The following is a 23626-nucleotide window of genomic DNA, read 5'->3' as shown; positions in this document are numbered from 1 at the left end:
GATTTGAATAATTTATTTCACGTTTATTTAGGAATCATTGCATGTCATTTGACTCTCTTGGCTTAGATGCCAAGATTTTAAAAGCTATTGAAGAACAAAACTATACCGATCCAACCCCCATTCAACAACAAGCTATTCCAGTAATTTTGTCAGGTAAAGATTTAATGGCGAGTGCTCAAACTGGTACAGGAAAAACAGCGGGGTTTGGTTTACCTATTTTACAAAAATTGCATGAAAAGCAACTTAATACAGAACCTAAAAGAGGAAAGCGTCCTTTATATGCGCTAATTTTGGCGCCCACTCGTGAATTAGCTGCACAAATAGGTGAAAATATTCGGGATTATAGCCGATATCTATCTATTCGTTCTTTGGTGGTGTTTGGTGGAGTAAGTATCAATCCTCAAATGATGAAACTTCGAGGTGGGGTGGATATCTTAATTGCAACACCGGGTCGGCTATTAGATTTGGTTCATCAAAATGCGGTGGATCTCTCTACAGTAAAAATATTAGTACTTGATGAAGCGGATCGCATGTTAGACATGGGCTTTATTCATGATATTCGTCGCGTGATCGCTAAATTACCTAAAAAGCGACAAAACTTACTTTTTTCAGCGACATTCTCAGATGAAATAAAATCATTAGCTAATACAATTTTAAATTCACCTGAATCGATCGCTGTAGCCAAAACCAATAGTGCATCTGAGCAAATTACTCAATATATCCACCGAGTTGATAAACGCCGTAAACGTGAACTTCTTTCTTATTTAATTGGTAAAAACCAATGGCAACAGGTATTAGTTTTTACGCGAACGAAATACGGCGCTAATCATCTTGCCGAACAGCTTACTAAAGATGGTATTAAAGCCTCGGCAATTCATGGTAACAAAAGCCAAGGAGCAAGAACTAAAGCTTTGGCTGATTTTAAGTCAGGACAAATACGCGCCCTCGTTGCTACCGATATCGCTGCCAGAGGCTTAGATATTGAGTTATTGCCTTATGTTGTTAATTATGAATTACCTCAAGTTGCAGAAGATTATGTTCATCGTATCGGTCGAACAGGACGGGCACAAAATCAGGGGCAGGCAATATCATTAGTTTGTATTGATGAGCTTGCTCAATTAAAATCAATTGAGAAATTGATTAAAAAAACGATTCCAGAAATTTTTACTCAAGGATTTGAAGTCGATCCTCGAATTAAAGCGGAGCCAGCAAAAAAAGCCAAGCCTGCTCCAGCAAAAAGAAGACGTGTTGATAAAACTCGAACTTCTAAAAATAACCAGAATAGTATGAAGCAATCTAGCCATCATACATATTCTAAAACTAACTAAATTTTCTAAAGTAGAAGGATATTATTATGGCTAAGGTTAATCGCAGTCGTCGTTTAAGAAAAAAATTACATATTGAAGAGTTTAAAGAGTTAGGTTTTACCGTAAGTTGGTCATTTGACGAAGGGACGAGTGAAGACACTATTGATAACGTTGTTGATCAATTCATCATTGAAGCAATACAAGCAAACGGTTTGGCTTACGAAGGTAGCGGGTATTTAAACTGGAAAGGTATTATTTGTACGCAAAAATTGGGTAATTGTACTGAAGAAAATCGTGACGTTGTCACTAAATGGCTTGAAAGCCATGGCTTAAAAAATGTCAAAACCAGCAATTTAATTGATATTTGGTGGGATGAATTAGAATTTTAATTTCTAAATTGAATAAATACTAAAATAGCCACTAATGTGGCTATTTTTATGGATTTTAACGTTACTCAATTCCTTGGCTACGCAAATAATCCTCATAATTACCGGTATAATCAATGACTTTTTCCGGCGTGATTTCAACAATTCTTGTTGCAAGTGAGCTAACAAATTCACGATCGTGCGACACAAAAAATAGCGTTCCTTGATAAAGTTCTAATGCCATATTTAACGATTCAATTGATTCCATATCCAAATGGTTGGTTGGTTCATCCATGACAATAATGTTTGGACGTTGCATCATTAATTTACCAAATAGCATACGTCCTTTTTCACCACCAGATAATACTTTAACTTGCTTTTTAATGTCATCTTGTGAAAATAATAAGCGACCTAAAATGCTGCGCACTGCTTGTTCATCATCGGTTGGTTGTTTCCATTGACTCATCCAATCAAATACGGTTAGATCCTCGTCAAATTCGTATTCATGATCCTGTGCGTAATAGCCAATATTGGCATTTTCTGACCATTTAATATCACCTTGTTCTGGCACTAATTCGCCCATAAGGGTTTTTAGTAGGGTAGTTTTACCAATACCATTAGTCCCCAAAATAGCCACTTTTTCGCCAACTTCAACCATTAAATTGAGATTTTTAAATAGTGGTCCGTTATCAAATCCTTTGGTGAGATTTTCAACGACCAGAGCATTACGAAACAGTTTTTTATCTTGTTCAAAACGAATAAACGGATTTTGTCGGCTTGATGCTTTCACTTCTTCTAATTTGATTTTCTCGATTTGTCGTGCACGTGAGGTTGCTTGTTTGGATTTTGCCGCATTAGCACTAAAACGACTAACAAACGATTGTAGTTCACTAATTTGTGCTTTCTTTTTTGCATTATCTGCTAATAGCCGTTCTCTCGCTTGAGTAGAGGCGGTCATATAATCATCATAATTACCAGGATAGATACGTAATTCCCCATAATCCATATCAGCCATATGAGTACAGACCATATTAAGAAAATGACGATCGTGCGATATGATAATCATCGTGCTTTCACGTTCATTTAAGGTATCTTCTAACCAGCGAATAGTATCGATGTCTAAGTTATTGGTCGGTTCATCGAGTAATAAAATATCTGGATTAGAAAATAGGGCTTGGGCTAGTAATACTCGCAATTTCCAACCCGGAGCGATTTCACTCATTAATCCATAATGTTGCTCAATTGGTATACCCACTCCGAGGAGTAATTCACCCGCGCGTGATTCAGCGCTGTAACCGTCCATTTCAGCATATTGGGTTTCTAAATCTGCAACCTTAAAACCGTCTTCCTCACTCATTTCAGGTAATGAATAGATACGGTCTCGCTCTTGTTTAATTTGCCATAATTCGGTGTGCCCCATAATGACGGTATCAAGTACGCTATATTCTTCAAAAGCAAATTGATCTTGGCGAAGTTTACCTAATCGTTCATGTGGATCAAGTGAAACATTACCTGAGGTTGGCACAAGATCACCACCAATAATTTTCATAAACGTGGACTTACCACTACCATTTGCGCCGATTAATCCATAACGATTACCATTACCAAATTTTACTGAAATGTTTTCAAATAGTGGCTTACTGCCAAATTGCATTGTGATATTACTTGTTGTTAACACGGATAATTACTCTCGAATTGATTTGTGCAACTCGTACTTGAAGCATTTTTCATAAGCTTAAAGTGAAGTGGCTAAACTGTGATTTGGCGCACATTATGCCATAATAAAGCGATTTTTAGCACTTTTGTTACTAAATTTATGTTTCAAAAACCCCGCTCCTCAACTTTTTTTGATTAGTAAACATATCATCCTTATTACTGTTTACATTAATAAGCCGAATTGATACTATGCCAAACTTTCTTTTATCAATAAGAATTTAATATGTATTATCTTATTTTTGTAACGATAGTTTGGTCGTTTTCATTTAGTTTTATTGCTGTTCATTTAAGTGGGCAAGTTGATACGTGGTTTGCAGTTGTAATGCGCGTCTTGCTGGCTTTTATAACCTTTATTCCTTTTTTACGCTTTAAAGGTATTTCTGTAAAACAGATGGTGTTGTTGATGGGCGTTGGTGCTTGTCAATTAGGTATTATGTACTTTTTTTATTACAACTCTTTCCAATATATTTCAGTGCCTGAAGTGTTATTATTTACTATTTCAACGCCAATTTATGTCACGCTAATTTATGATTTCTTGCAAGGACATCGACTCAGACTTGTTTACCTATTAACCGCTGTTATAGCTGTAATTGGCGCAGCCGTTATTCGTTACGATCATATTAGTCGAGATTTTATTATCGGTTTTCTCCTGATTCAGGGCGCTAATATAGTTTTTGCCTTGGGGCAGGTTGGATATAAACGTATTATGGAGCTTTATCCATTACCGCAACATCAAGCTTTTGCATGGGTCTATTTAGGCGCAATACTGGTGGCTAGTATTGGCTGGTTTTTATTTGGCAATCCCGAAAAACTACCCACTACCCAATTACAATGGGGGATAATTATTTGGCTTGGGGTTGTGGCATCTGGATTATGCTATTTTTTATGGAATTATGGCGCAACCAAAGTCGATTCGGGTACGCTTGCCATTATGAATAATTTGGTTATTCCAACTGGTATTTTAGTTAATGTTATTATTTGGCACCAATCGATTGATTGGGGCCGATTTGCGCTAGGTAGTGCAATTATTGTTTCTGCCTTGATCTTGCATCATAAATTCAAAAAGCTAGAGGCAAATTAATTTTTCTAAGCAAACTGTAACATTATTGATAGAATTAGCGGTGTTGTCACGGATGATAATGCCGTTGATATCAATAAACTTGAAGCAATAGGACCTTGCAATACCTCAAACTGTCTTGCCATCATATAACAATTTATCGCAATTGATACCGAACTTAGTAATACAATAACTTGCAGTTCTAAAAGTGGTAATCCGACTATTATCGCTAAAATATAGGTCACAATCGGTAAGATAAATAGTTTTAAAACACAAATGGCTATTGTGATCGGTAAATCATCGCGGATCTTATATTCAGCAAGTCCCATTCCTAAAACGATTAATGAGAGAGGCGCTGTCATATCGCTTACCATCTTCGTCGCTTGATTGATGAAGAAAGGTAGTGGAATGTGTACATAATTGACAACTATTCCTGCAAAAATACCAATAATAATCGGATTTTTTGCTACATTTTTAAATGCTTTTATAAATCCTTTAGTCGATAATTTTCCCATCTGGACAAATTCGATGGATACTGTGGCTAATGTCCATAAAATTAACGCATTAAAAATCACAATAATAGCAACAATCGGAATGGCTTTTTCGCCTAATAACATTTTGATAATTGGTATGCCCACAAACACAGTATTGGTATAAATTCCACCCATTGCAAACATGGTACTTTGCGAGCCATTGAGTTTAAAAAATTTAACCGCAATAAAACAGCCCAATGCAAACACAATAAATGAGCCACCAAAAAAGACCAACAAAAGATTGGCATCAATTTCAGAATGCTCTGAAAAATGGCTCATAATCTGAAATAACATAATTGGGAAGGCAATATAAAACGTAAATTTGGTAACACTATCGGTCACTGTTTTTTGCCAACGACCCGCTCTAACTGCTATGTAGCCTAATAAAATCAAAACGAACAGAGGCAATGTAGTTAAAAACTGTTGCCATAATGTGATTAGAAATTCCATGTTACTTTTATGCGTGATTTCGGGTGAAGTACCATTCTAATTCAGTTGAGCGTTTTGAATCAAATTGGTAGCCTTCTAAATTAAAACTTTTAATATCGTCACTGTTATTAATGCTATTTTTTATAATAAATCGACTCATTAAACCTCGTGCTTTTTTAGCATAAAAGCTGATCACTTTATAATCATTTTTACTTTTATCTAAAAAGATGGGTTGAATAACCTTCGCTTTGAGTTGTTTAATTGCTTTGAAATATTCATTAGAAGCTAAATTAATTAACGTTGGATTGGTTGATTTTGCCAACTCGTGATTTAAACACTCTGTTAACTTATCCCCCCAAAATTGATATAGATTAGTATTATTACCATTTTTAAGGCGAATACCCATCTCTAGACGGTAGGGTTGAATTAAATCAAGTGGTCGTAACAAGCCATATAATCCTGATAGAATGCGTAAATGAGATTGCGCAAATTTTAGATCGGCATCATTAAAATCTTCAACATGCAACCCCTCATAAACATCACCTTTAAAAGCCAAAATAGCTTGCCTTGCATTATCAAAATTAAAGTCAGTATGCCAGTTCTGAAAACGTTCATAATTGGTAGTGGCAAGTTTTGGGCTGATCGACATTAATTTAGCCAAGTCATCACTGCTAAGTTTTTTACAAATATCAATAAGTTGTTTAGTCGATTCTAAAAATTCGGGTAAGCTATGTTGTTTGGTAATTAAAGGAGTTTGATAATCAAGCGTTTTGGATGGAGAAATAATTGTTAGCATAAAAAATACCACCTATTGTGTTTTGTACCAATTGGGTTTATTTTACATCTAATCTTAGCAAATAAGGAGAACAAATATGAATAGTACCAAAAAAGAAATACATGAAATTCGATCTTGGGCCAGCATTCGTGAAACTTCTATTGAGATAGCTGAAGCTATTTTTGAATTAGCTAAAAATGATGAAAAACTCGCTGAGCAAATTTGGGAAGAAGGTAGCGATGAAGTCTTAAAACTCGCTTTTTCCAAAACTAAAGCAGACAAACTCTTCTGGGGTGAACAAACCATTGAGCGCAAAAACGTTTAATCTTTTATGAAATTAACTTTTTTAGGAACGAGTGCTGGGTCACCAACAGCTGAACGCAATGTTAGCAGTATTATGCTTGATCTCCGGCAGGAAAGAGGGCGTTTATGGCTTTTTGATTGCGGTGAAGCGACTCAAATGCAAATGCAAAAGGCCAAATTTAGTCTGGCTAAATTAGAGATGATTTTTTTGACACATTTACATGGTGATCATCTGTTTGGTTTACCTGGCGTGTTAACCACTCGTTCTTTGATGCAAAACCAATCGCCATTGACCTTAGTTGGTCCAAAAGGCATTAAGCAATTTATTCAAACTGTTATTGATATTAGTTATTCTTGGCTGACTTATCCTTTAAATATTATTGAACTTGAGCAAGATGGTTTGGTTTTTGAGGATAATAAGTTTCGCGTTGAAGCCAAATTATTAGCGCATCGTGTTCCGTGTTTTGGGTATCGGATTATTGAAAAAGATCTGCCAGCGTCATTGGACATTGATAAGTTAAAAAAGGATAACATTCACATTGGTTCTTTTTATCGTGATTTAAAAGAAGGTCGAACCGTTACGTTAGAAGATGGTAGGATTATTCATGGTAAGGACTATCTAGAAACCATTAGAAAAGGTAAAAAAATTGCTATTTTAGGCGATACCATTCCTTGTCAGGCTTCAATTGATTTAGCTCAGGATGTCGATTTGTTAATCCATGAAGCAACCCAAGAGCAAGCTCTTGAAGAAAAGGCGCTTGAACGAGGACATTCCACAACTGTACACGCGGCAACTATTGCCAAACAAGCTGATGCAAGGCGCCTTATTATTACGCATATTAGTCCTCGCTATAGCTTGAATGACAAAACAAAATTAGTCAGTGAGGCTAGGAATATTTTTGCGTCCACTGAAATCGCAACTGACTTTGCTACTTTTGAAGTATAGTAAAATGAGCCGATCTTGTCGGCTAGTTGATTTTGTATAAGTTAGCTTCCTTCGTAAAAAATAATTCATCTTAAAAAGCCTCAATTTTGTAAAAAATATTGAGGAGTCTATACCGTCGCTTTTTTTCAAATATAGTATGATGAGCCAATTTTGTCGGTTATTTAATTTTGTATGAGTTAGCTTCCTTCGTAAAAAAATAATTCTTCTTAAAAAGCCAAGATTTTGTAAAAAATATTGAGGAGTCTATACCGTCACTTTTTTTCAAATATAGTATGATAAGCCAATTTTGTCGGTTAGCTGATTCTGTATGAGTTAACATCCTTTGTTAAAAAGATAATTAATTTTCGAGAGCCTCGATTTTGTAAAAAATATCAAGGAGTCTATACCGTCTTATTTTTCTATACAGAATAAGATTAATAAATCTCCTTGGGAGATCTTGAATAAAATGCGCTATATTTACTATCTTTTAGCCAAGGATATTTCTTAATTAGGTGTATTAAGAAAGTTTAGTGATAAATTCTAAATTAATATCCCTAATTTTTTCATCCAATTTACATAATTATCGGCACTTTTTTCTATATCGTTTTTTGTGATTTTATCTGGGTAATCTGGCTCATTATTCGCGCCATAAATCGCAAAAATGGGCTGATAATCAGCTTGAACATAATTCATTGTTAATTCGAATGGTCTTAGAATTTGCTCGAGCGTATATTTATAATGTCCAGATTCGCAGTAATCAGCTTCCTTTATCCCCGCCGAAACCGCTAATCCTACTTTTTTATTTTTTAATTTGTTTCCTGAAGAACCAAATGCCCAACCATAAGTCATAACCTCATCCAGCCACTGTTTTAATAATGGCGGGCAATTAAACCAATATATTGGAAATTGAATAACTAAGTTTTGATGATTTTCAATTAAGTTTTGCTCAAAACTCGGATCTATTTTACGTGAGGGGTAGTGTGAATAAAGATCATGTAAGGTTATTTGATCATGATATTGATTTAATTTATTAAACCAGCATCGGTTAACATTTGAAGAAGCTAAATCTGGGTGAGCAATAATCACTAAAGTCCGTTTCATTGTAAATATCTCTTATCTATTTATAATTGAGTCATCATAGTATTGATACAATTATTTTTAAAGTACGGTAATTACAGTTATGTACTATCTTTAGGGAGAGTGTAAACATGGAAAATCATCATTGTGCCGAAGATCATTTTGAGAATAGTGGATTTAATTACACACTCTCAATGATTCGAGGAAAGTACAAGATTGTTATTCTTTATTGGTTAAACGAAAATCAACCATCAATGCGATTTAATGAACTTAAACGAAGTATTAATGACATTTCATTTAAAACGCTAAGTAATACTTTAAAAGAGATGGAAAGGGATAAATTGATTTTCAGAAAAGAATATCCGCAAATTCCCCCTAAAGTGGAATATGGGTTATTAGACCGAGGTAAATCTTTGGTACCGATTTTAGATATGCTTTGCCAATGGGGAAATAACCATAAAGATGACAAATTATCCTAATTTAAAGCAATTTCATTCGCCGACGATGTCGGCGTTTTTATATGATTAAAGACAGAAATCTTTGATCAAATTTTCTATCGTTAATTTTGTTGGTTTTATAAAGTCCATTGAAATAAACTCGTCTGGTTGATGAGCTTGTTCAATAGAGCCAGGACCTAAAACTATGGTTGGCGCAATTTGATTTAAATAAGGCGCTTCAGTACTGTAATTGACAGTTTGTGCTTGATGACCCACTAAATTTTCAATGTGTTGCAATGCGGGGTGATCTTTTTTACATTCGTATCCTGGAATGGGTGATACTTCATATTCTACTGAAATACGATTAGGGTATTTATCCATGACGGGTTTTAATGTTTCACATAATGCGTTATAGATCGAGTCAACATCATTATCAGGCAATACTCTTATATCAATAATTAATTCACAACATCCGCATATTCGGTTTGCAGCATCACCGCCATGAATCACACCTAAATTCAGAGTTGGATAGGGGACACTAAAGCCTTCATTATGATATTGTTCTTTGAATTTTTGTTTAAGGATTAATAGACGTTCAATGACTAAATGCATAATTTCTATAGCATTAATACCTTTGTCTGGATCGCTTGAGTGACCTGATTTTCCTATCACTTTTATTGAATTGGAAATAAACCCTTTATGTGCTCGTATAGGAATTAGTGAAGTAGGCTCGCCAATTATGGTGCAATCAGGTTTTAATTGAGTTTGTTTGGCAAAAAATGATGCACCAGCCATTGAGGTTTCTTCATCTGCGGTAGCTAGTACATAAATTGGTTTGGTGAGTTTTTTTAGATCAATATCTCGCAAAGCATCTAGAATAAAAGCAAAAAATCCTTTCATATCGGCCGTGCCTAGTCCGTAAAGTTTGTTATTATCTTCGGTTAACTTAAATGGATCTTTGCTCCATTGCCCATCATCAAAAGGAACCGTATCGGTATGGCCACTTAGTAATAGACCTCCTTGGCTTTTATTTTCACTATTTGAATAAGTTGCCAGCATATTGAATTTATGACGTGTGTTAGGGACGGCTTGAACATCAACATTAAATCCTAAATCCGCAAACCATGTCGCTAATTTGTCTATTAAAGGTTTATTGGAATAATCCAATTTTTCGTTGGTGACATTACTAATAGTTGGAGTGGATATCAATTCATTATAAATTGTCAAAAAAGAGGGGATTGCCATAAATTCACCTTATTAAATAATAACGTTTAGTTTTCATCATTCTTTGTTCAATGCGCTTTGCGTTAATACTAGAATGCAAAATACTAAGATTCAAAATACGATAATTCAAAATGGTTTACATGATAGCTTATTTTATATCAGCATGAATTAAAAAATTAATTATTAATCACTTATAAAATAATAGAAAGTGAAGATTAAATTATTTTAGGTTGCCATTTTAGTGAATGTACATCACTTTCCATTTAAAGTTGAGATCGATATTGATGCGTTATAAAAGAATTTATTAGCTGTGATAACACTTTTTTAGATCGAATTAGAGTGATTAATGGTGATGATTTTCTAATGCTAACTTTTCCCAATAGTAATTTACTGATTTTTAGCATTTACTGCGTTTACATTTAGAGTCGATTCTATTTGTAAAAAACATTTGCTATTATGCGTAAATTGAAAATAAATAGATTATAACGGTTAAATTTTTCGTTAATATTTATTATAAATTGTTACTTTAGAATAGGTGTTATTCATGAAACAAATAAATAAAAAATGGATTATTATCGCAGTTGTAGTTGTTGCTATTGGATTTATCTTATGGCAACAATTTAAGCCTGATGGATATGGTTCAGATTTTACTAGCGGTAATGGACGTATCGAAGCAACTGAAATCAATATCTCAGCCAAGTTAGCCGGTAGAATTGAAAAAATTAATGTTGATGAGGGTGATTTTGTTAAGGCGGGTCAACCTTTAGTTGTTATGCAAACAGATACATTACAAGCTCAGTTAAATGAAGCTCAAGCACAATATCGACAAGCCTTGAGTAATGAAGCAACATCTAGAGCTCAAGTTGCCTTAAAAATGAGTGACAAAGTGGCTGCTTTAGCTGGCGTTACTCAAAGAGAAAGTGATTTAGATATTGCCAATAAGCATTTAGAACGAACAAAAGCCCTTTATCAAAAAGGGGCAATTTCAGTTCAACAATTTGATGATGATACCGCTAAAGTAAATAGTGCAAAAGCAGCATTAGACTCTGCTAAATCACAAGTTACCGCTGCCGATGCAGCCATTGAAGCTGCACAAGCCGGAGTAGAAAGTGCTAAATCAGCTATAAACGTAGCGCAAGCTAATATTAATCAAATCCAAGCGGATATTGATGACAGTACATTAACTGCGCCTGTTGATGGACGTATTCAATATCGAATCGCTCAACCCGGTGAAGTTTTACCTTCAGGCGGTAAAGTGTTAAATCTGGTTAATCTTTCAGATGTTTATTTAACTTTCTTTTTACCAGAAACAATTGCAGGTAAAGTCGGAATTGGTGACGAAGTAAGATTGGTTCTTGATGCTTTACCCAATAAAGCAATTTCAGCCAAAATTTCATTTGTCTCAAGCGTTGCGCAATTTACGCCTAAAACTGTTGAAACTAAAGATGAACGTCAAAAACTCATGTTTAGAGTGAAAGCACAATTAAGCCCAGAATTGTTAAAATGCTATATAACTCATGTTAAAACCGGCCTTCCTGGTGTGGCTTGGGTAAGACTAGATCCTAATACGGAGTGGCCTTCAGGTTTATCTGATGTTGCAAAATGCCAAACTAAATAATTGGAGATAGCATATGTCAGAGTCAAATAAAAAGGATTTGACGTTACTTGCTGAAGGTAAGGCCATTGATGATGCTGTTGTAAATGTAAGTAATGTATCGTTACATTATAAAAAAACGTGTGCGCTTAATGATGTTAGTATTGCCATCCCGCCTAGATGTATGGTGGGACTAATTGGTCCTGATGGTGTTGGTAAATCTAGCTTATTATCATTAATAGCGGGCGCACATGTCATTCAAGAGGGATTAGTTTACGTTTTAGATGGTGACATGAAAGATAAATCCCATCGTAAAAACGTCTGTACCCGTATTGCTTATATGCCACAAGGATTAGGGAAAAACCTTTATCCTACACTTTCAGTCGAAGAAAATTTGCAATTTTTTGCTCGTTTATTTGGTAACGATGCTGCTGAAAGGCGACGTCGTATTGATGAGTTAACTAAAAGCACTGGGTTGTATCCTTTTTTATCTAGACCCGCTGGTCGCCTTTCTGGAGGGATGAAACAAAAAGTCAGCTTATGTTCTGCCTTGATTCATGATCCTGATTTACTTATTCTTGATGAACCAACAACAGGGGTCGATCCTCTTTCTCGCGCGCAATTCTGGCAATTAATCAATAAAATTCGTGAACAACGACCACAAATGAGTGTGATTGTTGCAACAGCTTATATGGATGAAGCGCAAAACTTTGATTGGCTGGTTGCAATGTATGGCGGTAAGATTCTTGAAACAGGCACGCCTCAAGCATTATTAGCCAAAACTGGTAAAGATAATTTAGATGATGCCTTTATCCAATTAATGCCAGAAGATGCTAGAGAAGGTTATGAATCGGTTGAAATTCCCCCATTAGATTTAAATAAAGATTTACAAGTGGCGATTGAGGCAAAAGGTTTAACCAAGCAATTTGGTGATTTTGTTGCGGTTGACCATGTTAACTTTTCAATTAAACAAGGCGAAATATTTGGTTTTTTAGGATCTAATGGTTGCGGTAAATCCACAACGATGAAGATGTTAACAGGGTTATTACCAATATCCTCAGGTGAAGCTTGGTTATTTGGTAAACCGGTTGATGCAAGTGATATTAATGTTAGACGTCATTTAGGTTATATGTCTCAGGCTTTTTCGCTTTACAGTGAATTAACGGTTGAACAAAACTTAGTTTTACATGCCCGTCTATTTGGTATTGAAGAAAGCAAAATTCCTGCAAGAGTTGAGGAGTTAGTTAAGCGTTTTGGCTTGGAAAATGAATTAAAAAGTTTACCAGATAGTCTACCGTTAGGGGTTAAGCAAAGACTTTCTTTATCTGTTGCGGTGGTTCATAATCCTGAGATTCTTATCCTAGATGAACCGACTTCCGGGGTTGATCCCATTGCTCGGGATGACTTTTGGCGTTTAATTATCGAACTTTCCCGAAAAGATAAAGTTACGGTATTTATTACTACCCATTTTATGAATGAGGCGGCACGCTGTGATAGGATTTCACTCATGCATGCTGGTAAAGTATTAGCCAGTGATACTCCTGATAATATCATCCATTCCAAAAATGCTAAAACGCTGGAAGAAGCTTTTATTCGTTATTTAGTTGATGCTGGTGCAGATGATACCAATAGTGATGAAAAAGCAAGTGAAGAGCCTAAAACTTTAACCAATAAACAAGCTAGTACAACGCAAGATGCTCACCTACAGGGATTTAGCTTAACTCGTATGATTGGGTGTATGTGGCGTGAAACTTTAGAGCTATCGCGCGATCCATTGCGAGCTTTGTTGGCACTTTTAGGTTCAGCTATCTTAATGTTGGTAATGGGCTATGGTATCACCATGGATGTAGAAGATTTAAATTTTGCGGTGTTAGATCGTGATCAAACTATTACCAGTCAAAATTATATTACCAATCTTTCTGGATCTAAGCGCTATTTTATCGAGAAACCGCCAATCCTTGATTATGATGATATGGATCATAGGATGAGAAGTAATGAGATAGCATTAGCTATTGAGATTCCACCAAATTTTGGTCGAGATATTCAACGTGGTGATCCGGTTAGTATTGGAATATGGATTGATGGTGCAATGCCTTTGCGTGCCGATACGATTAAAGGATATGTACAAGGAATGCATCTTGCTTGGTTAAGTGACAAAATTAAAATGACTACCGGAACAACATCAAGTTCATTGGCAAATATCGAAACTCGATATCGTTATAATCCCGATATCAAAAGTTTACAAGCTATGGTACCGGCGGTTATTCCTATTTTATTATTAATGATTCCATCGATGTTAGCTGCACTATCCGTAGTGCGTGAAAAAGAGATGGGGTCGATAATTAACTTATATGTTACGCCTGTTACCAAAACTGAATTTTTATTAGGTAAGCAGGTTCCATATATTGTGATTTCGATGCTTAGCTTTTTATTATTGCTGCTTATGGCGGTTACAATATTTGGCGTACCAATTAAAGGCAGCTTGTTGACTTTGTGTTTGGCTGGATTAGCTTATTGTATTATTGCAACAGGTTTTGGATTACTTGCTTCGACAGTTACACGCAGTCAAATTGCGGTTATCTTTTTAACCTGTGTTGGTACCATGTTACCAGCGATACAATTTTCTGGTTTGCTTAATCCGGTTGCATCTTTAGAAGGTAGTGGACGATATATTGGTGAAGTTTATCCAACAACCCATATGCTTATTATTGCTCGAGGAGTCTTTAATAAGGCATTAGGATTTTTTGATTTACATAACTCAATATTTGCCTTGCTGATCACCATACCGATTATACTTGGTGCAAGTATATTCCTCCTCAAGAAACAAGAAGGATAGATATTATGCAAAGTTTTATTAATATTTATCGCTTAGGCATTAAAGAGTTATGGGGATTGATTCGTGATCCAATTATGTTGCTGTTAATTGCCTACTGTTTTACGCTTGATATCTATACTGCAGCAACAGCAACTTCAGACTCGCTTCATCATGCGTCGATTGCGGTAGTTGATGAAGATGATTCGCCATTATCCAGACAAATTATTGCGGCGTTTTATCCACCCATGTTTAACCAACCGGTAAAACTAAACTCTATGGATGAAGTTGATCGTGGAATGGATACCGACAGTTATACTTTTGCATTGAATATTCCGCCTAACTTTCAACGCGATGTGTTAAATAATCAAAGTCCAGAAATTCAACTTAATATTGATGCAACACGAATGGGGCAGGCTTTTGTTGGGAATGGTTATATTACCCAAATTGTGACCAACGAAATAACAAAATATTTCAATCAAATCGATAAACCCACCAGTTTGCCGGTGAATATTGAAGTTCATGCTGCATTTAATCCAAACTTGACCCGTTCTTGGTTTGGTTCCGTTATGGAAATCATCAATATTGTGACCACGTTGTCGATTATTTTAACTGGCGCAGCTTTAATGAAGGAGCGTGAACATGGTACTATCGATCACTTGCTTTCAATGCCAGTTACACCACTTCAAATCATGATATCAAAAGTTTGGTCGATGGGGCTTGTCGTGCTTGTTTCAACATGGGGGGCACTCTTAGTTGTTGTTCATGGTTGGCTAAATGTTCCAATTGAAGGCTCGATTACCTTGTTTTTAATTGGGGCAGCTCTACATTTATTCGTGACAACGTCACTTGGTATTTTTATGGCTACTGTCGCTAAATCAACAGCACAATTTGCCATGCTATTTATTTTAATTCTTCTACCTTTACAGATGCTTTCTGGTGGTAGTACACCACGTGAAAGTATGCCTGAGGTGGTCCAAAATATCATGCTGTTTGCACCAACAACGCATTTTGTTGAATTAGGGCAAGCAATTTTGTATCGAGGAGCTGGCTTTAGTGTTGTTTGGACATCTTATGCTTGGTTATTAGCTATTGGTAGTGTGTTCTTTCTTATTGCGCTTAAACGCTTTCGTAGTTCAATTGTTAATATGGGTTCTTAGAATAAACGTGCTGAACATAAGATTCAATCGGTTTTGTTCAGCACTTAAAAATATGGATATACTTGTTTGAAATGATCAAATATATCCATTGTTTAAATTATTATTAATTATCTATTTAGCAAAAGGTAACTCTTCCCAACGAGTTGTATACCGCTGGCTAAGCATATCTCGCTTGATTTGCCAAGCTGCGGTTTGTCTTATACCGCCTAAGTGAATAGTATTTTTTCCCATCTTTTGATTAATGTAATCCATTGTTTTCATTAGCTGTTCACTTTTTTGCGTTTCTGATATGTCAGGAATAAATAAATCGGATTGGCAATAATCATCTTTAGCTTTTAGATCAAGTAGCATCACACCTGATTTCATAAATAAAAAGCCTTTTTTATAAATGGATTGTAATCCTTTTTGAGCTGCATGAATGATTAATCTCGAATCATCAGTTGTTGACAATAATGGAACGACAATTGATGGATTATATTGAGGTAATTCTGGCCGAAATCGATTAGTCTTTAAAAAGACCAGTACTGCACTAGCAACTGATTTTTGCTTTCTTAGTTTTTCTGCACCACGGCTTGCATGTACTCGAATTGCTTCTTGTATATCAAATAGATCACTCGTTAAATGACCAAAGCTACGCGATGTCATAATATTTTTTTTAGGTGTAGATAAATCATCTAATTCAATGCAGTTAATACCACGTAGTTCAAGTACTGTACGTTCAAGGACAACAGAAAATAACTGTCTAATTTGTTTTAAATTAGCTTGATGTAAGTCCCAAGCGGTATGAATATCTAATACTTTTAACCGTTGAGCAATTCGCCAACCAACGCCCCATATATCTTCAATTGAGAATTGCTTTAATATCGTCTTTATCGCTTCTTGATTAGTCGGTAAACAATAAACACCTTGATGAATAGGCTGTTTTTTGGCGATATGATTAGCTAATTTTGCTAACGTTCGAGTTGGTGCAATACCAATACTCACCGGGATACCTGTATCACGCTTTACTATTGTTTTTAAATTTTGACAATGAGTTAACACATTGTTAAATCCATTTAAATGGATGAATGCTTCATCGATAGAGTAAGGTTCAATATCTGCAGTATAATGACGAACGGTATCAAATACCCGCTGACTCATATCGCCATAAAGTTCATAATTAGAACTCAATAATTTAATTTTTTTTCTAATTTTGGGTTCAATTTTGTAGGCAGGCATTCCCATTGGTACTAAGGGTTTTAATTCATTAGAACGGGCGATTACGCAACCATCATTATTAGATAAGATACCAATAGGTTTTCCTTCTAATTTGGGATTAAAGACTCGTTCACATGATGCATAAAAATTATTACAATCAATTAGCCCAATCATGAATGTCCTCGCTTTCGTAGGGAGTGAATCGTATGTATTACGACTCCCCAAATATGGACTTCTTTCCCTGTTAGTGAAATAGGTGGATAAAGTCTATTGCCTGATACTAAATAATGTTCGCCATTAATAAAACTTAAACACTTACAAGTTAGTTCGCCGTCAACAGCTGCGACAACAATATCATCTATTTTCGGCTCTAAAGATCGGTCAACAACAAGCAGATCACCACTGTAAATACCGTAATCAATCATTGAGTCACCAATCGCTTTAATATAATAAGTCGCACTAGGGTGCTTAACTAAATGGCTAGTTAAATCTAGTTTTGTTTCTAAATAATCATCAGCAGGTGAGGGAAATCCGGCTCTTACTGGCGTATTAACTAAAGGCAAATAAGTCGCAAGAGAGCTATTAGCTTGCCCAAGAACAACACAATATTTATTCAAGAAAACACTCCTAAAAAACAATAAAAAACGAATAGCGGAGATCTATTCGCATAAAAAAAAGATATATGTATAAATATACAGTATAAAATACTTAATTCAATAAAAACGAGTGTAAAAAATTAAAAATAGATTACTAAAAAAAGATAATCTGTTGTTTTACAAGTAAAGTTGCTAGCTAAACGACTTAGGTGCTTACTTTTCAATTTATCGAGAGATAAATTAAATTTAAATTTTGCTATTTATTTATACCCAAAAAAACTATACTTCCTAACCCTTACATGATAATGATTATCATTACTATTTATGTGGGTAATATTAATTTAGTCGTGTTTATTTAATAACTATGCTTTTTAAAAGGAACTAGGTATGGGATATAAAAAAATAAGTATATTATTGCTCTGTATGAGTTTTTCTCTTCAAGCGGAACCTTCAAGTGGCGAGAATACTTCACCAGAAGATGAACAAGAATCACAAATAAAAAGAAATAAAGATAACGTAAGTAGTGAAGATATTGATGATGTGATTACCGTTATAGCAAGATCACAAGATCAATTGAAAAAAATTAATAGTGTTATTGCCGGACGATCAACACTTACATCCGGTTTGATAGAACAAAAGCAAGCGGATAATGTAGCCGAATTACTCAATACATTACCAGGCGTGAGCGCCGCCGGTTCGGTTAGACCGGGTGGACAGACATTAAATATTTGGGGATTTGGTAAAGTAGAAGATGTAAAAATCATTGTTGATGGTGCGCAAAAAGGTTTCCAAAAATACCAACAAGGTTCGGTTTTTGTTGAGCCGGAATTACTTAAACGGGTGGAAGTGAATAAAGGCCCGCATGATGTCAAATTTGGTAATGGTGGCTTTGGTGGGGTAGTAACAATGGAAACTAAAGATGCGATTGATTTACTCGATCCTGATAAATATGTTGGCGCTTTGGTTAAATATAGTTTCCATTCAAATAATCATCAAAATATGGTAACAAGTGCTGTTTATGGTAGAACAAAAGATGATATGTTTGATGGGCTGTTTTACTACACTAACCGCGATAGTGGCAATTTTAAAAGACCGGATGGTTCTCGATTTGAATTCTCAGAAGATGATATGGACACTTATATGGGGAAATTAAATTTTAGACCCAATGAAGAGCATACGTTCACGATATCCGGTATCCGATCAAAACGAGATTCATGGCAACCATGGGCAGCAAAATATGTTGAAAAGATGACGCCACCAACTGCTGCCCAAATTAAAAAATATGGATATAGAGCAGCTTGGTTACGAAAATTAGTCAAACGTGATCAAACAGATGAATCAGCACAATTTAAATGGAACTATCAACCAACTTATAATCCATTAGTCGATTTTACCTTACGCACCACGTATTCAAAAACAAAGCAACATGATATGAGGCCGGCCAAATATAATCCGGTTGCTTCTTTAGGTACCATGGGCAATGAGAGTTGGGTCAGTTACACTGATAAAACTGTTGAGCTTGAAAATAACAGTATTTTTACTACAGGACCAATTGATAATCTTCTAAAAATTGGTGCGCAAGTGCATTTGCATGATCGTGATACCTTGATGTATTACAAAAATTACGAGAAAAAACCAAATTATAATCATGGTTATTTCCAACCTGCTTATATGCCTTCGGGAAAACAACAAACTTATAGTTTTTATCTACAAGATGAATTATCGATTAGCAATTTTGTCTTAACGCCAAGCCTTCGATACGATTATGTTCGTAATCATGGTAAGAAAAATTATGCATCAGCTTATAATGATCCCGATCCGCGTTATGGACACAATTATGCGCCTGTTACCTATACTGGTTGGACGCCAAGACTCGGTTCATATTGGCAAGCGACAGAAAATATCGGGTTTTTTGGTGATATCAGTTATGCATGGCAAGCGCCGACTGTTGATGAAACTTATGAGGTTCAATTCACCCCTAAAAATGGCGGTAGTGGTAAAATCTCTGCAACCAGTCGCAATTTGAAAAAAGAGCGTGATTTATCAATCCGATTGGGAAATATCCTCGATTTCAATAATCTAATGTTAAATGATGATAAATTACAAGTTCGAAGCACATTATTTAGACAGCGTGTTACTAACGAAATTTTTGTTACTCGTGGTTTTAATGGCTCTATTTGTGGACCGGGTAAATTGTGTCCGGTTGGCCAATCTAATTATCGAAATCTGCCCGGTAAGTTAGTGGTAAAAGGATTTGAACTAGAAACCTTTTATGATAGTAAATATTGGTTTGCCAGTGCAACGTACTCAATTCAAAAAGGAGAGCGAGACACCGCGCCACAAGCTCCATGGATGCATAACAAAACTTATGTTGCGACAATTTCACCTCGTACAGCAACTTTAACTACCGGTTTTAAAATTCCTCAATGGAATTTAAGAGCAGGTTGGAATGCTCAATTTGTCAGAAAACAAGATCGAACAGGGTCAGAAGATAGAAATCATGATGGACTTGCTGATCTTGGCGCGTATGGTTTAGGTCGTTCATCAGGTTATTCATTACATAATTTATTTGCAACCTGGCAGCCAACATTTTTGCCAAAAGCTGAAGTTAAACTGGCCGTTGATAATATCTTTAACAAAGATTATCGACTATATTTAGGTGAAAATACTTATGGTTTAGCACGCAACTTTAAAGCAAGTTTTTCATATAAATTTTAATACTTATCTAGCGTTAAGTTGATAAGTTTAAACAGTTAAAAAGTCTTGCAGGTTAAACTATTAAAAAAATAGTATTGATGCCTTATATAAATAAGGCATCAATAAAAATCACTGAGTTGTTAAACACATAATAAGCATTTCAAAAAGATCTAATATGATCCGCCACATCCGATTGAATCTGCATTAAACGATTAAAAGAGGGGTGTGAGTGCTGATTGATATATGAATTATATTAGCTTCATACATATCTCAAATTAAATAATTTTCGATATTGAAATTACTTGTCATTTTTTTTAATGACCTTATCGGGCTTTTCATCAAGCTTGAATATCGTGATATTTTAATAAAAAACCTAAGCTAATTAATGAAAATTTTTCATTAGTGCATGTTGTTTTACCTACTTTATCATTGTAGTAAGCTGTTTAATAATAGGCTAACTACAATAACTGAGGTATGGGCTATGAAAAAAACAATAACATTAAATAATGGTATCGAAATGCCTATCTTAGGGTTTGGTGTTTTTCAAATGACCGATAAGAAAGAGTGTGAAACAGCCGTACATGATGCAATTGATTCTGGTTATCGGTTGATTGATACAGCTGCAAGTTACCAAAATGAAACTGAAGTTGGTAATGCTATTCGTGCACATGGGATTGATCGAGCAGAATTATTTATTACGACTAAGTTATGGTTGCAAGATGCCAATTACAATGGTGCTAAGGCTCAATTTGAACGTTCATTAAATCGTTTGCAATTAGACTATGTTGACTTATATTTAATTCATCAACCTTATGGTGATGTTCATGGTGCTTGGCAAGCAATGCAAGAGCTTTATTCAGCAGGTAAAACTCGTGCTATTGGCGTAAGTAATTTTCAACCTGATAGATTAGCTGATTTAACTGCATTTCATTCCATTATTCCTGCCGTAAATCAGATTGAAGTTAACCCATTCCAACAACAGCTTGAAGCCGTGCCTTATATGCAAAAAGAGAGCATAACTCCTCAAGCCTGGGCACCGTTTGCTGAAGGGAAAAATGGTTTATTTACCCATCCGGTGTTAGGTCAAATTGCCGTTAAATATGGTAAAACAATAGGGCAAGTGGTATTACGTTGGTTAGCACAACGAGGTATTGCAAGCTTGGCTAAATCTGTGCGTAAAGAGCGTATAATTGAAAATCAAGATATCTGGGATTTTGAGCTTTCAGATAAAGATATGCAACAAATAGCAGCGCTTGATACAAATACAAGTCAATTTTTTGATCATCGAGACCCGGAAAAAGTAAAATGGTTAACCAGCCGGAGATTAGATGTTTAAATTTTTAGTTATTGAGGCTAATTTGACATAAATGGATTGACAGTTTCTTTGTAAGATTTAACTAATTTTTCCGCTCGTTCAACGAGTTTTTGACGTATATGCTCAGGCTCTAAACAAATACATTTATGACCTAAGCTTAGTAAAATACCATAACTGTAGTCATCATCAATAAAGTTAAAATCTACAAGATACTGTTGTCCATTTAATTTCTTAATATCTTTTTCATCACAAAAATCTAAAATACGTTCCAAAAGCGATTCATCTATTAGCAATTTTATTTTAAAAATCTTTTTTTTCATATCCGCTTGGAATAAAGAGAATGCTTCAGGCGTTGTCTGCTTAATAAATTTAGTGTTTGTTTTTCTAATGTTTGACATTTTTGACAATTTAAATACACGAAAGTCATTTTTAGTTAGACAAAAAGCTTGTAAATACCATTCTTTTTCCTTAAAAATAAGTTTATATGGCTCAATTAAACGTGAGGCTTGTTTATTCCTAACACTTAAATAATCAAACGATAAAAGCATTTGCTCTTTCAGTGCCAGTCTTATAATAGATATTTTGTTATCAATATTTTGTTTAGAAAACCAAGGCGATAAATCAACAATAAGTTGATTTAAGTTATTTGTCACTTCATCAAGTTCTTGTTCTGATAAAAAACTCTTTATTTTCTCGAGTGTTCTTAAATTTTCACTTTCTTTTAAAACCGGTGAGGATAATAAGTTGAGGCCTTTTAATAAAACAATGACATCTTCTTTAGTGAATAGACCTTTACTAATTTTATAATTTTTTAAAATACTTATTCCACCGGCACTTCCTTGATAGGTAATAATGGGTATTCCCGCTCCCTCTATAACTTGTATATCTCGGTAAATAGTACGCAATGATACATTTAATTTTTCTGCTAATTCTTTACCAGTTATTTTTTCTCTTTGTAGCAATACCATGATGGTAGTAATTATACGATTAATTTTCATGCTTTATGTTTGCAAAATAATTTAGATTGAATTTTAAATATGACATACAGTTGTCAGCAATGCTACATCAAAATAGAGATAACTAAAATTGATTGAACTAATTTTTATCACTAAAAGGAAAGAAAAATGTTTAAACCTAATAGCGTTATTGTTTATGTCAAAGATGTCGATGCTAGCACAGAGTTTTACACAAAAATACTAGAGCGCCCACCAGTTAAAACCTATCCTGGTTTTGCTGTATTTTTATTGAATAATGGTTTTATTTTGGGACTTCAAGAGGCCGATAAAATAACGCCAAAGGCACCTAATCATTATGGGGGATTTGAGCTGTCATTTAGTGATGTAACAAAAAATGATGTAGATGCGATTTATTCTGCATGGAAAAAACTAAACGTTAAAATTGAACTTGAACCCCAAATGCTCGATTTCGGATACACATTTGTAGGAAATGATCCTGATGGTCATCGACTTCGTGTTTGTGCTACCGACACTTCAAAATTTGAGTGAAATAATGTTTTAAGAAATTAAGACAATTGGTGTTTTATTATGTAGCCATTGTTTATGAGGAATTAACTTCATAAAAGATAGGGGGGAGCACCCGAGCATCTCGTGGATTTGATTTCGTATGGGAAGAATCTGATTGAGCTTGCGGTGATAATTTCAGTTGCAATAAACATTAATAAATTAATTGTATTTAAACAAGTATATTTCTCAAATTTCATTCAAGTTTAAAACTAGTTAGGCATTAATCAAAATTTGATCTTTTTGGGCTTCAATGGTTTGTAGTTGATTCAATATTGGAGCGGGAAACGAGGTTCGAACTCGCGACCTCAACCTTGGCAAGGTTGCGCTCTACCAACTGAGCTATTCCCGCATAAGAGAAGTGTTTTAAATGGTGCCCGGGGCGAGACTTGAACTCGCACGGCCAAAAAGGCCGAGGGATTTTAAATCCCTTGTGTCTACCGATTTCACCACCCGGGCTCAAAACTTATTACGTAAGGTAATCCGCTTTGAATGCAGTGCATTTTACCTATCTTGAGATTTCAGTCAACATAAATTTTGGATTAATTGTTTAATTGCTCAATGTTTAGCTTATTGTTGGTTTAATA

General features: G+C 35.0%; 20 protein-coding genes and 2 tRNA genes. 12 read left to right on the top strand and 10 right to left on the bottom strand.

Translation table 11 applies throughout. The annotated features are described in order from the left end of the window. Positions 1-41: 41 nt before the first annotated feature. Positions 42-1328, top strand: coding sequence for an ATP-dependent RNA helicase RhlE (gene rhlE / locus J3U27_RS10815; protein WP_267377444.1), 1287 nt, complete (start codon positions 42-44; stop codon positions 1326-1328). A 26-nt stretch (positions 1329-1354) separates the two neighbouring features. Continuing rightward, positions 1355-1696, top strand: coding sequence for a YggL family protein (locus J3U27_RS10810; RefSeq protein WP_065562082.1), 342 nt, complete (start codon positions 1355-1357; stop codon positions 1694-1696). Positions 1697-1757: 61 nt separating this feature from the next. Here J3U27_RS10810 and J3U27_RS10805 read toward each other — a convergent pair whose 3' ends face one another. Continuing rightward, positions 1758-3350 carry an ABC-F family ATPase gene (locus J3U27_RS10805; RefSeq protein WP_220226014.1) on the bottom strand — a complete coding sequence of 531 codons (1593 nt, stop codon included), beginning with the start codon at positions 3348-3350 and terminating at the stop codon, positions 1758-1760. Positions 3351-3611: 261 nt separating this feature from the next. Between J3U27_RS10805 and J3U27_RS10800 the strand changes: the two genes are divergently transcribed. Continuing rightward, on the top strand, positions 3612-4469 hold the full coding sequence (locus J3U27_RS10800) for a carboxylate/amino acid/amine transporter (protein WP_065734082.1): 858 nt from the start codon (positions 3612-3614) through the stop codon (positions 4467-4469). A 5-nt stretch (positions 4470-4474) separates the two neighbouring features. On the opposite strand, the gene J3U27_RS10795 is transcribed toward J3U27_RS10800, so the two are convergent. Both J3U27_RS10795 and yaaA read right to left on the bottom strand, forming a co-directional pair. Continuing rightward, positions 4475-5428, bottom strand: a complete 954-nt coding sequence (locus J3U27_RS10795; protein ID WP_065562079.1) for an AEC family transporter — start codon at positions 5426-5428, stop codon at positions 4475-4477. Positions 5429-5435: 7 nt separating this feature from the next. Next, entirely contained in the window at positions 5436-6203 is a 768-nt protein-coding gene (gene yaaA / locus J3U27_RS10790; RefSeq protein ID WP_220226016.1) for a peroxide stress protein YaaA, read from the bottom strand. A gap of 76 nt (positions 6204-6279) precedes the next feature. On the opposite strand from yaaA, the gene J3U27_RS10785 reads away from it, so the two are divergent. Continuing rightward, positions 6280-6507 (top strand): YccJ family protein, encoded by a 228-nt coding sequence (locus J3U27_RS10785; RefSeq protein ID WP_065562077.1) that lies wholly within the window; start codon positions 6280-6282, stop codon positions 6505-6507. A 6-nt stretch (positions 6508-6513) separates the two neighbouring features. Beyond that, positions 6514-7431: a ribonuclease Z gene (rnz, locus tag J3U27_RS10780; protein WP_267331056.1), complete on the top strand. Its 918-nt coding sequence runs from the start codon at positions 6514-6516 to the stop codon at positions 7429-7431. A gap of 519 nt (positions 7432-7950) precedes the next feature. Here the strand turns inward: rnz and J3U27_RS10775 are convergent. Further along, the gene (locus J3U27_RS10775) at positions 7951-8511 is read right to left on the bottom strand and encodes an NAD(P)H-dependent oxidoreductase (RefSeq protein ID WP_267377443.1); all 561 of its coding nucleotides are present in this window, start codon (positions 8509-8511) and stop codon (positions 7951-7953) included. Between the two features lie 107 nt (positions 8512-8618). Here J3U27_RS10775 and J3U27_RS10770 point away from each other — a divergent pair, with 107 nt between their 5' ends. After that, entirely contained in the window at positions 8619-8966 is a 348-nt protein-coding gene (locus tag J3U27_RS10770) for a winged helix-turn-helix transcriptional regulator (protein WP_065734086.1), read from the top strand. A 45-nt stretch (positions 8967-9011) separates the two neighbouring features. Here J3U27_RS10770 and argE read toward each other — a convergent pair whose 3' ends face one another. Beyond that, the gene (gene argE / locus J3U27_RS10765) at positions 9012-10169 is read right to left on the bottom strand and encodes an acetylornithine deacetylase (protein ID WP_267377442.1); all 1158 of its coding nucleotides are present in this window, start codon (positions 10167-10169) and stop codon (positions 9012-9014) included. Positions 10170-10692: 523 nt separating this feature from the next. On the opposite strand from argE, the gene J3U27_RS10760 reads away from it, so the two are divergent. From J3U27_RS10760 to J3U27_RS10750, 3 genes are read left to right on the top strand one after another with little or no spacing between them, the layout of a single operon-like run. Beyond that, on the top strand, positions 10693-11766 hold the full coding sequence (locus J3U27_RS10760) for an HlyD family secretion protein (protein ID WP_267331058.1): 1074 nt from the start codon (positions 10693-10695) through the stop codon (positions 11764-11766). A 13-nt stretch (positions 11767-11779) separates the two neighbouring features. Beyond that, complete coding sequence (gene rbbA / locus J3U27_RS10755; RefSeq protein WP_267377441.1) at positions 11780-14578, top strand: ribosome-associated ATPase/putative transporter RbbA; 2799 nt, start codon at positions 11780-11782, stop codon at positions 14576-14578. A gap of 5 nt (positions 14579-14583) precedes the next feature. Beyond that, positions 14584-15714, top strand: a complete 1131-nt coding sequence (locus J3U27_RS10750; RefSeq protein WP_065562073.1) for an ABC transporter permease — start codon at positions 14584-14586, stop codon at positions 15712-15714. Positions 15715-15825: 111 nt separating this feature from the next. Here the strand turns inward: J3U27_RS10750 and J3U27_RS10745 are convergent, their stop codons facing one another. Then, complete coding sequence (locus tag J3U27_RS10745; protein ID WP_267337567.1) at positions 15826-17085, bottom strand: Y-family DNA polymerase; 1260 nt, start codon at positions 17083-17085, stop codon at positions 15826-15828. After that, on the bottom strand, positions 17082-17528 hold the full coding sequence (locus J3U27_RS10740; RefSeq protein WP_267377439.1) for a LexA family protein: 447 nt from the start codon (positions 17526-17528) through the stop codon (positions 17082-17084). The genes J3U27_RS10745 and J3U27_RS10740 overlap by 4 nt, the downstream gene beginning before the upstream one ends. Before the next feature lie 366 nt (positions 17529-17894). Between J3U27_RS10740 and J3U27_RS10735 the strand changes: the two genes are divergently transcribed. Together J3U27_RS10735 and J3U27_RS10730 are read left to right on the top strand one after the other, a co-directional pair. Continuing rightward, positions 17895-20225, top strand: a complete 2331-nt coding sequence (locus J3U27_RS10735; RefSeq protein WP_267342982.1) for a TonB-dependent hemoglobin/transferrin/lactoferrin family receptor — start codon at positions 17895-17897, stop codon at positions 20223-20225. A gap of 460 nt (positions 20226-20685) precedes the next feature. After that, entirely contained in the window at positions 20686-21540 is an 855-nt protein-coding gene (locus tag J3U27_RS10730; protein ID WP_267331910.1) for an aldo/keto reductase, read from the top strand. Between the two features lie 17 nt (positions 21541-21557). Here J3U27_RS10730 and J3U27_RS10725 read toward each other — a convergent pair whose 3' ends face one another. After that, positions 21558-22517, bottom strand: a complete 960-nt coding sequence (locus J3U27_RS10725; RefSeq protein WP_267337563.1) for a helix-turn-helix transcriptional regulator — start codon at positions 22515-22517, stop codon at positions 21558-21560. 126 nt (positions 22518-22643) lie between these two features. Between J3U27_RS10725 and J3U27_RS10720 the strand changes: the two genes are divergently transcribed. Then, positions 22644-23024, top strand: coding sequence for a VOC family protein (locus tag J3U27_RS10720; protein ID WP_267377437.1), 381 nt, complete (start codon positions 22644-22646; stop codon positions 23022-23024). Positions 23025-23315: 291 nt separating this feature from the next. Here J3U27_RS10720 and J3U27_RS10715 read toward each other — a convergent pair. Then, a tRNA-Gly gene (locus tag J3U27_RS10715) sits at positions 23316-23391 on the bottom strand. 19 nt (positions 23392-23410) lie between these two features. Further along, positions 23411-23498, bottom strand: a tRNA-Leu gene (locus J3U27_RS10710). Positions 23499-23626 lie beyond the last annotated feature (128 nt).

This window comes from Gilliamella sp. B2911 (assembly GCF_026536965.1).
Lineage (GTDB): Bacteria > Pseudomonadota > Gammaproteobacteria > Enterobacterales > Orbaceae > Gilliamella > Gilliamella apicola_E.
Note: the sequence above shows the minus strand (reverse complement) of the source record. Positions and strands in the feature narration are given on the sequence as shown.

Coding starts and splice junctions, on each gene's coding strand:
- rhlE (WP_267377444.1), top strand. CDS start 42: ATGTCATTTGACTCTCTTGGCTTAGATGCCAAGATTTTAAAAGCTATT.
- J3U27_RS10810 (WP_065562082.1), top strand. CDS start 1,355: ATGGCTAAGGTTAATCGCAGTCGTCGTTTAAGAAAAAAATTACATATT.
- J3U27_RS10800 (WP_065734082.1), top strand. CDS start 3,612: ATGTATTATCTTATTTTTGTAACGATAGTTTGGTCGTTTTCATTTAGT.
- J3U27_RS10795 (WP_065562079.1), bottom strand. CDS start 5,428: ATGGAATTTCTAATCACATTATGGCAACAGTTTTTAACTACATTGCCT.
- yaaA (WP_220226016.1), bottom strand. CDS start 6,203: ATGCTAACAATTATTTCTCCATCCAAAACGCTTGATTATCAAACTCCT.
- J3U27_RS10785 (WP_065562077.1), top strand. CDS start 6,280: ATGAATAGTACCAAAAAAGAAATACATGAAATTCGATCTTGGGCCAGC.
- rnz (WP_267331056.1), top strand. CDS start 6,514: ATGAAATTAACTTTTTTAGGAACGAGTGCTGGGTCACCAACAGCTGAA.
- J3U27_RS10775 (WP_267377443.1), bottom strand. CDS start 8,511: ATGAAACGGACTTTAGTGATTATTGCTCACCCAGATTTAGCTTCTTCA.
- J3U27_RS10770 (WP_065734086.1), top strand. CDS start 8,619: ATGGAAAATCATCATTGTGCCGAAGATCATTTTGAGAATAGTGGATTT.
- argE (WP_267377442.1), bottom strand. CDS start 10,169: ATGGCAATCCCCTCTTTTTTGACAATTTATAATGAATTGATATCCACT.
- J3U27_RS10760 (WP_267331058.1), top strand. CDS start 10,693: ATGAAACAAATAAATAAAAAATGGATTATTATCGCAGTTGTAGTTGTT.
- rbbA (WP_267377441.1), top strand. CDS start 11,780: ATGTCAGAGTCAAATAAAAAGGATTTGACGTTACTTGCTGAAGGTAAG.
- J3U27_RS10750 (WP_065562073.1), top strand. CDS start 14,584: ATGCAAAGTTTTATTAATATTTATCGCTTAGGCATTAAAGAGTTATGG.
- J3U27_RS10745 (WP_267337567.1), bottom strand. CDS start 17,085: ATGATTGGGCTAATTGATTGTAATAATTTTTATGCATCATGTGAACGA.
- J3U27_RS10735 (WP_267342982.1), top strand. CDS start 17,895: ATGGGATATAAAAAAATAAGTATATTATTGCTCTGTATGAGTTTTTCT.
- J3U27_RS10730 (WP_267331910.1), top strand. CDS start 20,686: ATGAAAAAAACAATAACATTAAATAATGGTATCGAAATGCCTATCTTA.
- J3U27_RS10725 (WP_267337563.1), bottom strand. CDS start 22,517: ATGAAAATTAATCGTATAATTACTACCATCATGGTATTGCTACAAAGA.
- J3U27_RS10720 (WP_267377437.1), top strand. CDS start 22,644: ATGTTTAAACCTAATAGCGTTATTGTTTATGTCAAAGATGTCGATGCT.